12 protein-coding genes are annotated in these 16,401 nt (G+C 37.3%); 7 read left to right on the top strand and 5 right to left on the bottom strand.

Translation table 11 applies throughout. The features are described 5' to 3' along the window. Positions 1–12: 12 nt before the first annotated feature. Positions 13–2,268: a ribonuclease R gene (gene rnr / locus V7S79_RS06020; RefSeq protein WP_459489658.1), complete on the bottom strand. Its 2,256-nt coding sequence runs from the start codon at positions 2,266–2,268 to the stop codon at positions 13–15. 110 nt (positions 2,269–2,378) lie between these two features. Here rnr and V7S79_RS06015 point away from each other — a divergent pair, with 110 nt between their 5' ends. After that, on the top strand, positions 2,379–5,387 hold the full coding sequence (locus V7S79_RS06015) for an amidohydrolase family protein (protein ID WP_459489657.1): 3,009 nt from the start codon (positions 2,379–2,381) through the stop codon (positions 5,385–5,387). 16 nt (positions 5,388–5,403) lie between these two features. Next, complete coding sequence (locus V7S79_RS06010) at positions 5,404–6,696, top strand: amidohydrolase family protein (RefSeq protein ID WP_459489656.1); 1,293 nt, start codon at positions 5,404–5,406, stop codon at positions 6,694–6,696. A 203-nt stretch (positions 6,697–6,899) separates the two neighbouring features. On the opposite strand, the gene V7S79_RS06005 is transcribed toward V7S79_RS06010, so the two are convergent. From V7S79_RS06005 to V7S79_RS05995, 3 genes are read right to left on the bottom strand one after another with little or no spacing between them, the layout of a single operon-like run. Then, complete coding sequence (locus tag V7S79_RS06005) at positions 6,900–7,415, bottom strand: rod shape-determining protein MreD (protein WP_459489655.1); 516 nt, start codon at positions 7,413–7,415, stop codon at positions 6,900–6,902. Between the two features lie 3 nt (positions 7,416–7,418). After that, entirely contained in the window at positions 7,419–8,258 is an 840-nt protein-coding gene (gene mreC, locus V7S79_RS06000) for a rod shape-determining protein MreC (RefSeq protein WP_459489654.1), read from the bottom strand. A 24-nt stretch (positions 8,259–8,282) separates the two neighbouring features. Further along, on the bottom strand, positions 8,283–9,308 hold the full coding sequence (locus tag V7S79_RS05995; RefSeq protein WP_459489653.1) for a rod shape-determining protein: 1,026 nt from the start codon (positions 9,306–9,308) through the stop codon (positions 8,283–8,285). 161 nt (positions 9,309–9,469) lie between these two features. Between V7S79_RS05995 and V7S79_RS05990 the strand changes: the two genes are divergently transcribed. Beyond that, entirely contained in the window at positions 9,470–9,598 is a 129-nt protein-coding gene (locus tag V7S79_RS05990) for a hypothetical protein (protein ID WP_459489652.1), read from the top strand. Between the two features lie 35 nt (positions 9,599–9,633). Next, positions 9,634–10,560: a helix-turn-helix domain-containing protein gene (locus tag V7S79_RS05985; protein ID WP_459489651.1), complete on the top strand. Its 927-nt coding sequence runs from the start codon at positions 9,634–9,636 to the stop codon at positions 10,558–10,560. Between the two features lie 76 nt (positions 10,561–10,636). Here the strand turns inward: V7S79_RS05985 and V7S79_RS05980 are convergent, their stop codons facing one another. Then, positions 10,637–12,235 carry a pseudouridine synthase gene (locus V7S79_RS05980; protein ID WP_459489650.1) on the bottom strand — a complete coding sequence of 533 codons (1,599 nt, stop codon included), beginning with the start codon at positions 12,233–12,235 and terminating at the stop codon, positions 10,637–10,639. A 137-nt stretch (positions 12,236–12,372) separates the two neighbouring features. Between V7S79_RS05980 and V7S79_RS05975 the strand changes: the two genes are divergently transcribed. The 3 genes from V7S79_RS05975 to V7S79_RS05965 are packed head-to-tail and all read left to right on the top strand — an operon-like array spanning position 12,373 to position 16,344. After that, a complete protein-coding gene (locus tag V7S79_RS05975) occupies positions 12,373–14,394 on the top strand; it encodes an OmpA family protein (RefSeq protein ID WP_459489649.1) in 2,022 nt (673 codons plus the stop codon). Between the two features lies 1 nt (position 14,395). Then, a complete protein-coding gene (locus tag V7S79_RS05970; protein ID WP_459489648.1) occupies positions 14,396–15,736 on the top strand; it encodes a dihydroorotase in 1,341 nt (446 codons plus the stop codon). 5 nt (positions 15,737–15,741) lie between these two features. Beyond that, entirely contained in the window at positions 15,742–16,344 is a 603-nt protein-coding gene (locus V7S79_RS05965) for a ribonuclease HII (RefSeq protein WP_459489647.1), read from the top strand. Positions 16,345–16,401 lie beyond the last annotated feature (57 nt).

Raw genomic sequence — 16,401 nt, 5'->3', positions numbered from 1 at the left:
CGGCAATTCGTTTTATCTGCGGCGCTTCCCTCTTGGAATTACCTTGGAACTTCGTGAACTTCTTGGCGCCTCTCTTTTGCGACTTCTATTATTAGCAAATCGATTATCCACACCATTTCGCATCCCAATTAATTCTAGGTCAATTGTTCTTTTTGCTAAATTGATTTCTCTAACTTTCACCTTAACCGCATCTCCAAAACCAAATACGCGGCCATTAGACTTACCTACAATTCGGAAATTTTCTTTGTCTAAATCGTAGAAGTCATCATTCAAGTCGACCATACGAATCAATCCTTCGCAACTTGTTTCACCAATTTCCACAAACAATCCAAATTCCGTAACACCTGTAATGATGCCATCAAAAATTTGTGGTTCATGTAAACTCATGTATTCGACTTGCTTGAACTTGATGGAAGCCCTTTCTGCATCAGCAGCCAATTTTTCTCTATCTGAACAATGCTTGCATTTTACTTCATACGGAGAGCGCTCTGGGGAAATTCCTTTATCCAAGTAATGTTGTAATAATCGATGCGTCATGACATCCGGATATCGACGAATAGGACTTGTAAAGTGAGAATAAAATGGGAACGCTAATCCAAAATGCCCGATGGCATCCGTACTATAGCGTGCTTTGGACATTGTTCTAACCGCTAAACTTTGTAAAACATGCTCCTCTGCCTTTCCTTCGATATTTTCCATCAAGGCATTGAATGAATCACTAACATGCTTAGGTTCGGTGGATACTTGATAGCCGAATTTTTTAGCAAATGTAGAAAATACACGTAATTTTTCAGGATCTGGAGCTTCGTGAACTCGATAAACCATGGTGTTACGCGGATCTTCTTTTTTTAATTCATGCACAAATGTCGCCACCTTTTTATTAGCCATCAACATGTATTCTTCAATCAATTTATGTGCATCTTTCCGCTCACGAGGATAAACAGCGATAGGTTTCCCCGTTTCATCTAATTCAAATCGTACTTCAACCGTTTCAAAATTAACAGACCCTTTAGCAAATCTCTCCGCTCTAAAAATCTTGGCAATTCTATTTAATTCCTTGATAATGGGTTCATAAGTATCATCTGTCTCAGCCGTATTTTCAATCAAAACCTGGGCTTGCTCGTAAGCAAATCTCCTATCAGAATGTGTAATTGTTCTTCCAAACCATTCTTTAACAATTTTATCTTTGGCATCAATTTCAAAAATGGCCGAAAAAGTCAATTTATCTTCATGTGGCCTCAAAGAACAAAGTCCATTGGATAGCTTTTCAGGCAACATTGGCACGACACGGTCCACTAAATAAACAGAAGTGGCACGTCGATAAGCTTCTTCATCCAGAATACTTCCTGGTTTTACATAAAAACTTACATCGGCAATGTGAACACCAATTTCCGTATTTCCATTGGCGAGTTTTTGATAACTAATTGCATCATCAAAATCTTTGGCATCAATTGGATCGATGGTAAAAGTTAAGACATTACGTAAATCTTTTCTTTTCTTAAATTCCTCTTTGGGTATTCCGGTTGGAATCGCTTCAGCTGCCAATTCAACTTCCTCAGGAAAATCATAAGGCAAACCAAATTCCGCCAAAATTGAGTGCATTTCTGTTTCATTCTCACCTGCTTTTCCCAACACTTTTAGCACTCGGCCTTCTGCCTTCTTACCTGTTTGCGCCCAACGAGTCACCTCAACAATCACTTTATCCAAATGATTGGCATTTTTCACTTCCGTTTTAGGAATGTAAATATCTTCGTAAATCTTTTTTGAATCTGGAATCAAAAACGCATAATTAGGAGTTACCTGAAGGACACCCACAAATTCTGGAGAACGACGTTCGATGATTTCAATTACCTCCCCTTCTGGACGATCATTTTTCTTTTTGGTACTTGGTTTTCTGGCTTGAACACGAACTTTGTCACCATCTTTGGCATTATTTAAATCGGCTGTCGCAACCCAAATATCTTTACTTCCAACAGTTTCTGGAATGACAAAGGCAAATCGAGAATTAACGTGATCTACTCGACCAACTACCTGAAATGATTCACTATCAATACGATAATTACCATCAGGCAAGCGCAATAATCTATTTTCTGTCACTAATTTTTGCAACAATTTTGCATACAATTCTTTGGTATTTCTATCTCTGATTGCAAACGCTTTATGAATTTGGTTGAGCGAAAATGATCTGAAATCATTTAATTCAAAATATTCTAAGATTTCTGATTGCAAGGCGTTCAAAAATTTTTCCTCCTTCGGTGAACTAGCCATAATTTTAACATTCTAATTATCCTGCAAGGTACGGCTTTTAATTGTAAGCCTTGCTTTGCAATATGCTATTTTAATTTATAAATTTAGTGTTTCATCTTAAAACTAAACCAATGAAGATTACACTTTTAAGGTGGATGGCTATGATTTTATTTTTCATTAGCCGTCCACTTTTAGGCCAAACAACCTTTCCAATCAATGACGTAGCTGACCCTAGACAAGGCTATTATGCATTCACCAATGCCAACATTATTAAAGATTCCAAAAATACCATTTCCCATGGAACTTTAATCATTCGAAAAGGTAAAATCGAACAAATTGGAGTTAACCTTCCTTTACCCAAAGAAGCGGTAGTTATCGACTGTAAAGGAAAATACATTTATCCTTCTTTCATTGATTTATACACGGATTATGGCGCTCCAAGTATTCAGGCAAATAATCGTTCCTATAATGGTTCTTCTCAAATGCTATCCAATACCAAGGGTGCTTTTGGCTGGAATCAAGCCTTAAAATCGGAGTTTTCGATGGGAAAAAACTTCACGGTCAATGATTTCAAAGCGAAAGAATTGAGAAACATTGGCTTCGGTACGGTATTAACGCATCAAATGGATGGAATCTCCAGGGGGACTGGAAGTTTGGTTACTTTAGCCAAGGAAAAAGAAAATTTGGTGGTACTTCGTGAAAAAGCTGCCGCACATTATTCATTTAGCAAAGGCTCTTCTACACAAGAATATCCCAATTCTTTGATGGGTAGCATTGCTTTGATGCGCCAACTTTTTCAAGACGCCAAATGGTATAAAAACAAATCGGAAGGCGAAGGGTTAAATTTAACTTTACAATCATTCAACGAACAATTATCACTTCCTCAAATATTTGAAGTAGCAGATAAATGGAGTGCCTTGAGAGCCGATAAAGTTGGTGATGAATTTGGTATTCAATACATCATCAAAGCAAGTGGAGAAGAATATCAGCGAATCGAAGAAATGAAGGCAACGCAAGCTTCATTTATTTTACCGATTGCCTTTCCACAAGCCATGGATTTAGAAGATCCGACCGATGCTCGTTTCGTCAATTTATCTGAATTGAAACATTGGGAGTTGGCACCTAGTAATCCTGCTAGTTTTGAAAAAGCAAATATTACTTTTGCTCTTAGCACCAACGGACTGAAAGATTTATCTCAATTTTTACCCAATGTTAGAAAAGCCATTCAAAGAGGACTTTCTGAGCAAAAAGCATTGGAAGCTTTAACCCAAACACCCGCAACGTTGATTGGAGCAAATGATTTAGTGGGTACTTTAGAAACTGGGAAATTGGCCAATTTCTTCATCAGCAATGGGCCAATCTTTGATGAAAAATCAAGCATCATCGAAAATTGGATTCAAGGAAATGGCTATTCTATTCATTCGGATCTAAATTCCAACCTTGCGGGGAAATACAAATTAACGCTTGGTTCAGAAAATTACACCTTGCAAGTCAGTGGCTCTTCAGGCTCATACAAAGCTAGTTTAATGGCTAAAGACACCATTCAAGCAGATCTATCTCAAAAAGGCCAATTGGTCAATTTGTCTTTTAGCGCAAAAATAAATAATGGTAAAAAAACTCGATTAACAGGAACTCAACAAGCAGATTCTTGGATAGGAACTGGACAAGAACCATCAGGAAATTGGATTTCTTGGTCAGCTTTAAAGGAAAATCCTGCTAAATCGGATTCTAGCAAAGTAATGCCCAAAGAAAAAGAAACATTGGGAGATGTGGTCTATCCATTCGTGGGGTTTGGACAAAAAAATATTGCAAAATCTGGGACTTATTTGATTAAAAATACCACTGTTTGGACGAATGAAAAACAAGGTATTTTAAATGAGACAGATGTATTAATCAAAGGTGGAAAAATTGCTGAAATTGGCAAAAACTTACAAGATAAAACAGCTAAAATCATTGATGGTAAAAACAAACACTTAACAGCTGGTATCATCGACGAACACTCGCACGTAGCTGCAACAGGTGGCATTAACGAATGTTCTCAATCCGTAACGGCCGAAGTTAGAGTAGCGGATGTGATTGAGCCTGATGATATTGATATTTATCGCCAATTGAGTGGTGGAGTTACAAGTAGTCATATTTTACATGGATCTTGTAATACCATTGGTGGGCAAACGCAATTATTGAAATTTCGTTGGGGACAAAATGCCGAGCAAATGAAATTTGAAAATTGGGACCCCTTCATCAAATTTGCTTTAGGTGAAAATGTAAAAAGGTCATATAGTAATAGCAACAACCGCTTTCCTGATACAAGAATGGGTGTGGAACAAGTTTTAATGGATGCCTTTACTCGAGCGAGAGATTATGAAAAACAAGGTCCAGGTAAACGTATCGACTTAGAATTAGAGACGTTGGTAGAAATTTTAAACAAGAAACGTTTCATCACTTGCCACTCTTATGTACAAAGTGAAATCAACTCTATCATGAAAGTGGCGGAAAAATTTGGCTTCACCATAAATACATTTACCCATATTTTAGAGGGTTATAAGGTAGCGGATAAAATGAAAATCCACGGAGCCAATGCTTCCACATTTAGCGATTGGTGGACCTACAAATTGGAGGTAACGGATGCCATTCCGCAAAATGCGTATTTGATGCAAAAAAATGGGCTAAATGTAGCAATCAATTCGGATGATGCTGAAATGGCACGAAGATTAAACCAAGAAGCCGCCAAGAGTATCAAATATGCGGGAATGGACGAACAAGAAGCATTGAAAATGGTCACACTAAATCCTGCCAAAATGTTACACGTTTCCGATCGAGTAGGAAGTATCAAAGAAGGAAAAGATGCTGATTTGGTACTTTGGACAGATCACCCATTGAGCATTTATGCCAAATCAGAAAAAACAATCGTAGACGGTGCTATTGTGTTTGATAGAGCCTTGGATGCTGAACTTCAAAAAGACCTTCAAGCAGAAAAACAGCGATTAGTTCAAAAAATGATTGCGGCAAAAAAAGGTGGGGAAAAAACTCGACCAGCAAGTCCATCCTACAAAGCGATGAACACTTGTGAAGAAGACCATAATCATGACAAGAGCCTTTGGGAAAGAATTTCTCACCGTTGGGCTGATTTAGCTAACTAATTTGACATCAACAAATATGAAAAAGATCATTATATATTTAAGCTGCTTGATTTCAACGGGTCTATATGCCCAAGAAACCATGCATCCTTCTCCTGCACAATCGAAAAAAATTGTTATTTCAGGAGCGACCATCCATGTTGGAAATGGACAAATCATTGAGAATGGAATTTTGTCCATAGAAAAAGGTAAAATCAAAATAGAAAGTGCCGTCCCAAGTACGAGCGCTGATCTTGAGATCATTGATGCGAAAGGTAAACATGTTTATCCCGGTATCATTGCACCTAATACAAATTTAGGATTGGTCGAATTTAGTTCCACCAAATCGACCATCGATTATGATGAATTAGGTGATATACATCCAAACATTCGCTCGATTATAGCATATAATACGGATTCTAAAGTGATTAATACACTGAGATCGAATGGCGTATTATTGGCGCAAATTACTCCTCAAGGTGGAAGCATTCCTGGAACATCTTCCATTGTTCAATTAGACGCATGGAACTGGGAAGATGCTGCTTATGAATTAGACGAAGGAGTCCATTTGGTACTTCCAGCATTGATCAATCGTCCGAGCAGTATGCAGAGAAAAGAGGATTCTGATCCAGTAAAGGCTGGTTTAGAAAAAATAGAAGAACTAAAAACTTTTTTTAGAGAGGCAAAGGCTTATCTAAATGAAAAATCTCATGAATCGACCAATTTAAAATTTGAAGCAACGAAAGGACTTTTTAATCAAAGCAAAAATTTATACGTGCATTGTGATTTGGTGAAAGAAATGTTAGCGGCAATTGACTTAGCCAAAGAATTTAATTTCAAAATGGTTTTGGTAGGTGGCGCTGATAGCTGGTTGATTGCTGATATTTTACAAAGGAACCAAATCCCCGTGATTTTGTCTGAGCCACATAGTTTGCCAGCGAGTGAGGATGATGCGGTGGATCAACCTTATAAAACAGGTGCTATGCTTCAAAAAGCCGGCGTTTTATTTACCATTTGTCAATCGGCAGGAGACGGATTTTTCCAACAGAGAAATTTACCTTTTCAAGCAGGAACCATGGCTACTTATGGATTAAAAAAAGAAGAAGCTTTACAAGCCATCACACTAAATGCGGCAAAAATTTTAGGCATCGATAAAAAAACAGGCAGTATTGAAAATGGTAAAGATGCCAATATTTTAATTTGCTCTGGCGATTTATTGGATATGAAATCAAGCATCGTTACCCATGCTTTCATCCAAGGACGTCAAATCAATTTAGACAATAAACAATCTCAATTGTTTGAAAGGTATAAGTATAAGTACAAGGTTTTTTAGGTAAGAGGTAAGAGGTAAGAGGTAAGAGATAAAAGGCAAGAGGTAAAAGGTAAGAGGTAAAAGGAATGATAGTAAACCCATGGGTATTTTCTCTTCTCTTTTCTCTTTTTTTTAACATTAAGACATTAAGAATCATTAAGATTTCCCTCTTACCTCTTATCTATTACCTCTTACCTCTTACCTCTTACCTTTTACCTTTTACCTTAAAGGCTTTCTTTCTTATCAAACATCTCCAACAAAACAAAGACGAACAAAGTCAAAAGAGAACTAGCTAGAGCCTTGAGAATGCTCATTAAAATTAGAGTATAGTCACTTGCTTCTAATAAAAAGAAAATGAGATGATGGGTGATTAAAATCAAAAAGACATATGGCAAAAACCATAGCCAAGACATTTCTCTTAAACTTATTTTAGATCTTTCATCATATCCGTTGGCAGGGGTTAAAATATTGATGTAATAAGTTCGAAGATACGCAGTGGTTAAACTTGCTACTGCGTGCATCCCGTGCGTATTATAAAAAATATCAATGATCCAACCCAAGCAAAAAGCAATCAATAATAAGGGTATAGGCTTCATTTCTAAAGGAGCCTTGACAATCGGCCAAAGATAAATAAAACAGAAGGCATATGACCCCAAGCTCAAATCCCTTAGAAATAAGACTTGAATCGCAACGACTAAAAAGACAATCAGAAATAATTTAAAATTTAGTTTGAATGCCATTATTTATTCAGCTTTAGGAATTGACTCGTTCAATTTAACTTGTTGCCAAGCCAATGAGTTCTTAATCACATAGACATATTGTAAGGTTGAAAACTTCGTCAACAACATCAATTTAATATCATGAAAATTGCCATCTTTTTTCAAGCCTAACTTAGCAACAATTCCAATGGGAACATTGGGAGGAAAAACAGCATTGTAATCAGAAGTTACAATGGTATCGCCTTTGACGACCTTTTTGTATTTCGAAACATCCATCATATCCGCCACTTCGGGTTGAATCCCTCCCCATTTCACATATCCTAATTCCCCATTCGATTTAATTTTGGCAGATATTGAATTACTAGTATTCAAGACCGAAATGACCAAAGACAAATTAGGAGTACAAGACATCACTTTTCCGACAATTCCCGTAGAAGAAATCACTGCCATACCTGGCCGGATTCCATCTTGAGTACCTTTGTCAATGGTGATGTAATTTTGTGTAAGTTCTGTACTCTGCACTACTACTTTCGCTAAAGTAGCTTGGTATTTTAGGATGGTTGCTTTATTGACAAAATAAGGAATCTCCCCTTTGGGTTGTACTTGAGATTTAAGTCGAAAAAGCTCATTTCTTAATTGAACATTTTCTTTTGCCAAATTGAGATTAACTTCCTGAAGATTATAATAGGATTTAACGCCCTCTACTTTGGCCAATACATCAGCGGCCCATTTATTGGTCGTATTAAAATACAAGGTATGCTGATAATCATTGTATTTGAATACGGACCAAAGGCTGAGTAATTCCAATATGATGAACAAAAGAAAAGCCCTTTGTCTCAATAAAAATTGGAATAATTGAATCATGTTAAAAAGGAGCTAAATAAGCGACTAGGTGATTAGAACTGGCTTATATTTTTCTAAATTCTTTAAAATTTCACCTGTACCACGAACAACCGCTTTTAATGGATCATCCGCCACATGCACTTTTAATTGCGTTTTCTTCTCGATACGCTTATCTAAACCGTGCAACATAGCACCACCACCTGCCAAGTGAATTCCATTATGGAAAATATCACCCGATAATTCCGCAGGAGCACGTTGCAATGTCTCCATGATTGCGACTTCTATTTTCGTAATTGAGCTATCTAAAGCATAAGCGATTTCCGAATAATTGATCAAAATTTCCTTAGGAATACCAGTCATTTGATCTCTACCACGAATTTCAAAATCAGCTGGTGGGTTCTCTAATTCAGGCAAGGCAGCACCCACTTGGATTTTAATTTGCTCAGCTGAACGTTCACCAATGACCAATTTATGTTCTCTTAATAAATAATCTTTGATATCACGTGTAAATTCGTCTCCTGCCACACGGATTGAGTTTTCAACAACAATTCCACTCAATGAAATAATGGCTACTTCCGTGGTTCCTCCACCAATATCTACCACCAACGATCCATTGGGTTGTTCGATATCAATGCCTATACCTATTGCTGCTGCAATTGGCTCATGAACCATGTAAACTTCTCTGGCGCCTGCATGCTCTGCCGAATCCTTTACCGCTCTTTTCTCCACCTCCGTGATTCCTGAAGGAATACAGATAACCATTCTTAATGCTGGTGTAAAGAAAGAATTTCCTTTATCCATCATCTTAATTAAACCACGCATCATTAATTCCGCGGCGGTAAAGTCTGCGATTACTCCATCTTTCAATGGACGAATCGTCTTGATATTATCATTTGTCTTCTCATGCATCATCATGGCTTGTCTACCCACCGCCAATACTTTATTCGTATTGCGGTCTAATGCAATAATGGAAGGTTCGTCTACTACGACTTGATTCTTATGAATAATTAAGGTATTTGCTGTCCCTAAGTCGATCGCAATGTCCTTGGTTAGAAAATTAAATAATCCCATGAGTTGTTTCTAAAAATTGGGGTAATAATCAGCTAGATAAAAGCCAATTAACAAATTTACTTATAAAAAATGAGCTAATTATTTATTTTAATAGAAAATTATCCGCTTCCTCAAAATAATTATAAAATCCACTTATCGTATCATAATGATACTTTAAAAAAATGAAATTTAAGTTATATAAGTATATTACAAATATTTATCGTCGATTCATTTGCCCATTTGGTCAAAAAAATCACGAAAATAATTTGGAATTATTACTTGATTTATTAGTTTTGTCCAAATTATTTTAAAATTCCGAGTAAAAAACGGATAAACTCTCTTCAATATGGAAGATTACAATAAGATTATTGAATCCTTAGGCGTAAAATTCATCAAGTCCAGAAACATTAGAATATTACAACCTATACGTATCAAAAACTTCTATGACGTAGAAAATTCACTCTTGATTTTGTACAAAGGTGAAGTTTCATTTGGAGAAGAAGAAACAGCCGTTGAGGAAGGTGACATGCTTTTTATCCCAGGTGGAAAAATGGTGAGCGTTACTTACGGTAATTCTGAAAAACCCAAGCCTGTCAATAATGAAGAGTTCATGACTCACCGCGAATTGTATTTTGATCTAAACATGGATCCAAATGCGATAGGTAAACATGAAAATTCTTTTGGTATGGTTGCCTTTGAAGCAAAAGTTTTTGATTCGGTCAACTTCTTTACTTCCTTAGACATCCCTCCATTTTTGATTAAAAAAGACGAGAAATTAGCTCAAACAATCAAAGAAATTTTGGTAGAAGATCTTTCCGATGAATTAGGAAAAGGTCGTATAATCAAAATTAAAACGGAAGAAATCGTCATCGAAATCATTCGATACATTATTCAAAACAGATTGTTCGTTGAGCAATTAGCTACCAATAGTACCTATTTTAAAGACCCTCGTTTAATTGATATTTTCGCCTTCATCAAGGATCATTTGGGTGGCGATTTATCCAACAAGGTGTTAGCTAATGTAGCAAACGTTTCGGAGGATTATGTAGGTCAATATTTCAAAATGTTGACGGGTATTAATCCACAAGATTACATTGAATACCAAAGAATGGAAGCGGCTGTTGGACTTTTACGTACTACTAAAAAGTCGATTCGTGCCATTGGTTCAGAAGTAGGTTACAAAGACACTGCGTATTTCTGTCGTCGTTTCAAAATGATGTTTGGAATTCCAGCAGGTAAAATGAGAAGAAGAGAATCTTTGATGAACATTTAAGTTCTAGAATGATAAGGAAATAAAAAAGCCACCCGTAAAAAACGGATGGCTTTTTTTATGATTAATCATTTGGTAACTAGACAAAATATTTCAACTTAACTAACTCTCGCTCAGTCAAATATCTCCAGTTTCCTCTTGGTAAATCTTTTTTACTCAATCCAGCAAAAGAAGTTCTATCCAATTTCGTTACTTCATAACCCAAATGTTCAAAGATTCTTCGAACAATTCGGTTTTTACCTGAGTGAATTTTTACTCCAATTACATAACCATCTGGAGTCACTTTGGCTAATTCATCTACTTTGATTTCACCATCTTCCAATTGAAGTCCTGCGACAATTTTCTCAAAATCCTCATCTGTCAATGGCTTATCCAATTCAGCTTGATAAATTTTAACCACTTCATTAGATGGATGCGTTAATTTATCTGCCAATTCACCGTCATTGGTTAACAACAATAAACCCGTTGTATTTCTATCCAATCGACCTACAGGATAAATTCTCGCCTCTCCAGCATTCTTCACCAATTCCATCACCGTTTTACGATCATTGGGATCATCCGTAGTAGTTAAGAAATCTTTCGGTTTGTTCAATAATACATAAACAGGTTTCTCACGGTTCAATTTGCGATTACCATATTTTACGATATCTGTTGGGCCAACTTGGTAACCCATTTCTGTTACAACCTTATTATTTACCTTAATCTCGCCAGCTTCAATTAATTTATCGGCATCTCTTCTTGAACAAATTCCAGCATTAGCAATAAAACGATTCAAACGAATAGAATCATTTTGACGCTCTTCTTTACGAAGTACACGTTGAACACGTGCTGGAGCATTTTCTTTGAAACGGTCTAATTTATACTGAGGCGTGTAAGCTGGGCGCTCCTCAAAACGGTTTCTACTTTTAAAAGTTTCTTTCTTTGAAAACTTTACCGGACGGCCATCTCTCGTTCTTGGCGCCTCCTCTTCACGAGGTACGCGGGGTGTAAATGAGAATTTTGGCTCATTATTTGCCTCTCCGTCTGCACCATTAGACTCATTTGATGTGGTCTCTGGCTTGGCATTGTCATATCTATTATTTGGACGATCAAAGCGATTACTTGATCTTCTTTCACCATCAAACGGCTTACGATCGCCTGAATAGGGTTTTCTTTCTCCATCAAATGGCTTACGATCTCCTGAATAAGGTTTTCTTTCGCCATCAAAGGGTTTGCGATCTCCTGAATAAGGTTTTCTTTCTCCATCAAAGGGTTTGCGATCTCCTGAATAGGGTCTTCTTTCTCCATCAAAGGGTTTACGATCTCCTGAATAAGGCCTTCTTTCTCCGTCAAATGGCTTGCGATCTCCTGAATAAGGTTTTCTTTCTCCATCAAATGGTTTGCGATCTCCTGAATAAGGTTTTCTTTCACCGTCAAATGGTTTGCGATCTCCTGAATAAGGTTTCCTTTCTCCATCAAATGGCTTGCGATCTCCTGAATAAGGTTTTCTTTCTCCATCAAATGGCTTACGATCTCTGAAATTTCCTGTGCTTGAACTGCGTGGGCTAGAATTGCCATCACGACTACCGAATCGATCGCCTCCGCGACGACCTGAATTTTCTGAACCTCTATTTTCGCTTGAAAATCTGCGAGGTGAATCTGAACGACTATTTTCGTCCCTGTTAATTCTCTTTCTCATATGAGTTTACAACATCACTGCTGGATAAATGGAATAGACTCTTTCGTCTATTTTCTACTTCGATTTTCGAAATTTATGCAAAGGTACATGAAATAAATGAGCATAGCTTATTACATTTGAAAGAACTTTTCCACAACATGAAATTCGCCGACAAAAAATTTACTAGAATTAGTCCTTTAAAAGCCATTATCTTCACAATTTTGGCCTTTTTCATGCTATCGTGTCAAGGAGATGAATATCAATTTCATCAGGCTCAAAAAGAATTTGATAAAGGGGAATATGAAATCGTCATTCAAAAACTAAAACCTTTGGCACAAAAAGGATATGAAAGTGCACAAACAAATTTCATCATCGCCGAAGCATATCGATTATCCAATCGAATAAATTTAGCCTTTAATTACTACCAAACCGCTTTAGAGAAAGGGAATAGCGACAAAATGATTCCTTTTCATTTGGCCTATGCTGCCAAAGCCAATGGGAATTATGAGGCCACTAGACAATATCTCAAGCAATTCATTCAATCAAAACCCAATAAAGCTTACCGATTAAAATCTGAAATTGAATTAGAATATTTACCCCTATTACCTGATTTGCAGAAGAAAATCAGTGCCGTTGACATAGAAAACTTGAAAGGAAATACCCCACAAGCAGAATTTTCAGCTAGAAAATTGGGAGATGAATTGATTATTTCGAGTACCCAAAAGCCTGAAATTTATAAAAATAATGGTTTACCCTTTGTTGGACTCTACAAAGCAAGTCTAAAGAGTCCAGATGAAATTGGTAAAATGGAATTATTTAGTTCCCAAATTTTCAAAGAAAATGCGAACGAAGGCACCCCAACCTTCTCCAAAGATGGCAACACCATGGTTTTTGCACGCGGCAATACAGGCAAAAGCAAAGATGTTTCGCCAGATGTAGATTTATATATTTCAAAAAAAGAGGGAAATAATTGGTCTATTCCTGAGAGATTAACTATTTCTGATTCATTGGCTTGGGACGGCAGTCCAAGTTTCTCCTCCGATGGAAAAACGCTTTATTTTAGCTCCAATCGAAGAGGTGGAAAAGGTGGTTTGGATTTATATCGAGTGGCCATCGACAATTCAGGAAGATTTGGGCGAGCGATTAATATGGGATCTACGATTAATACGGCTGGAGATGAAATATTTCCTTTTGTTTCAGAAGATGGCAAATTGTATTTTTCATCAGATGGGCATCCTAGTTTAGGCGGATTGGATTTGTATGTAGCTACAAGAAACGACAATGAAATTGTCGTAGAACATTTAGGCGTTCCTATGAACTCTATCGCAGACGATTTTGGTATAACGATGGTAGATGAAAACCATGGTTATTTTAGCTCCAATAGACCAGGAGGAAAAGGCGACGATGATATCTATTATTTTTCAGGAAAAGGACCAGAAGATAGATGGTGGTCGAATGAAGCGCCGCCAGTTCTTGCCAATGAAAATGACAAAATTGTTCATTACGCTGTCAAAACCCAATTCGTTGACCCCAACGGAAAAGCCATTGATGGAGTTAAATTTAGCTTGAGAAAAAATGGTCAGTCGATAGAAGGAGGCAAAAGCGACAAAAAAGGCTTTGCTCCTACTTTTGAATTAGATCCCAATGATGTGTTGGATTTCCTTTGTGAAAAAGAAGACTATTTAACCAAACGTGCCAGTTTCTCGATGGAAGGCAGAGAAATTCCTCAAGTATTGCTAAAAAAGGAGGTGACAGATACCACTTTCACTTTCCAAATTGTGATGGACAAACCTGAAATTGGAAAAGAAATTACAGAACTTTATCAAATCAATCCCATTTACTACGATTTAGATAAATCTGAGATACGTACAGATGCAGCAGAAGAATTGGAAAAAATCGTTCAATTTTTGAAGGACAATGAAATCGTAACCATTGAATTAGGATCACATACAGATGCTAGAGCAAGTGGTCCATACAATTTAAAACTATCGCAAAGAAGAGCAGAATCTGCGGTTAAATACATTACCAGCAAAGGAATTAGTCCAGACAGGATTAAAGCCAAAGGTTATGGCGAGACACAATTAATCAATGAATGTTCAGACGGTGTGGAATGTACAGAAGAACAGCATCAGCAAAACCGACGAACTGAATTTAAAATCACCCAAATTAAGGAAGACTAGCATGTCAACATACTTATTAAAAAATGGCCAAATTGTCAATGAAGGCAAAATCATTCAAGCGGACCTTCGTATTTATAATGGCAGAATAGACCGAATAGATTCAAGCATTCAAGCGCGAGGAGATGAAAAAATCATCGATTTAAACGGAAAGCATATTTTTCCTGGAATGATTGATGACCAAGTCCATTTTCGTGAGCCTGGCTTAACGCACAAAGCGACCATCGCAAGTGAAGCTCGGGCAGCAGTGGCGGGTGGAGTAACAAGTTTTATGGAAATGCCTAATACCGTACCCAATGCATTGACCCAAGAGCTTTTGGCTGATAAATACGCCATTGCAAGCAGAAGTTCATTGGCCAACTATTCCTTTTTCATGGGTGCAGGAAACGACAATTTGGAAGAAGTGCTAAGAACTTCCAAAACAGATGTTTGTGGAATAAAGATTTTCATGGGTTCATCTACTGGAAATATGTTGGTGGATAATATTGCAACCTTGGAAAGTATTTTTTGCAAAAGCGACATGTTGATCGCTACCCATTGTGAAGATGAACCTACGGTAAAAGCAAGAACAGAATTATTTAAAAATCAATACCCTGAGAACGCTCCTGCTTATATACATCCCCTCATCCGAAATGAAGAGGCTTGTTTTTTATCCTCTCAAAAAGCCATTGATTTAGCTAAAAAATGTGGGGCGCGTTTGCATATTTTACACATCAGTACCGAAGAAGAATTGGCTTTATTTGATCATACCATTCCTTCCAAAGACAAAAAAATCACCTCAGAGGTTTGCGTGCATCACCTTTGGTTTGATGCTTCAGAGTATGATTCATTGGGAAATTTAATTAAATGTAATCCAGGAATTAAGGATGCTCGCCATAAAAATGCGCTTAGAAAAGCCTTGTTATCGGGACATTTGGACATTATTGCAACAGACCACGCGCCACATACTTGGGAGGAAAAACAACAAGGCTATTGGAAATCCCCTTCTGGATTGCCTTTGGTACAACATCCAATGCTCATGATGATTGAATTGTCCAAAGAAGGTGTTTTGCCTTTGGAAAAAATTGCTGAAAAAACGGCACATACCGTGGCTGATATTTTTCAAATTGAAAACAGAGGTTATATCAGAGAAGGCTATTGGGCAGATTTGGCTATTATCGACTTAGAAAAGCCGCATCAAGTGAACAAGAGCAATCTTCAGTACCAATGTGCCTGGTCACCTTTGGAAGGGCATACTTTTGGAAGTAGCATAGAACATACTTTTGTGTCGGGTCATTTAGCTTATTCTCAAGGGCAATTTGATAATTCGCAACTTGGAAAAAGATTGTTATTCCAAAGAGATTAAAAATCATGAGCAAATTTCCCCTACAAGCATTTTATTCTCCGTCCGTCGTTGAAGCGGGGTTAGATGAAGCTGGCAGGGGATGTTTGGCAGGTCCTGTAGTTGCCGCGGCGGTTATTTTACCCCAAGATTTTCACCATCAATTATTGAATGATTCCAAACAATTAACCGCCAAACAAAGGGAGCAATTAAGGAAAGAAATCATCCATTTTGCCTTGGATTATGCCATTGCGGAAGTTGATGCAGCGACAATCGACCAAATTAATATTTACAAAGCCAGCGTTTTAGCCATGCACCGAGCGGTTGACCAATTAAAAGCAAAACCGGAACATCTTTTAGTCGACGGAAATCGGTTTATCAGCTACCCTTTAATCCCACATACTTGTATCGTCAAAGGTGATTCTAAGTTTTATTCCATAGCTGCGGCCTCGGTTTTAGCGAAAACTTATCGAGATGAATTGATGGAAAAAGCAGCTTTGGATTATCCAGAATACCATTGGGAGAAAAATGCAGGCTATCCGACCTTGCATCACAGAAAAGCCATTTTACAATTTGGTTCTACGGATTTCCATCGAAAAACATTTCGTGTAGAATTGAAAGAAAAAGATTAAATTCATAGTCAAATTATTTTCGCATTATTACCTAAACATCAAACGCTTGCGACATTT

It is taken from the genome of Aquirufa sp. ROCK-SH2, assembly GCF_054558315.1.
The sequence above is the reverse complement of the archived record's forward strand: the minus strand, read 5'-3'. Positions and strand labels throughout refer to the sequence as shown.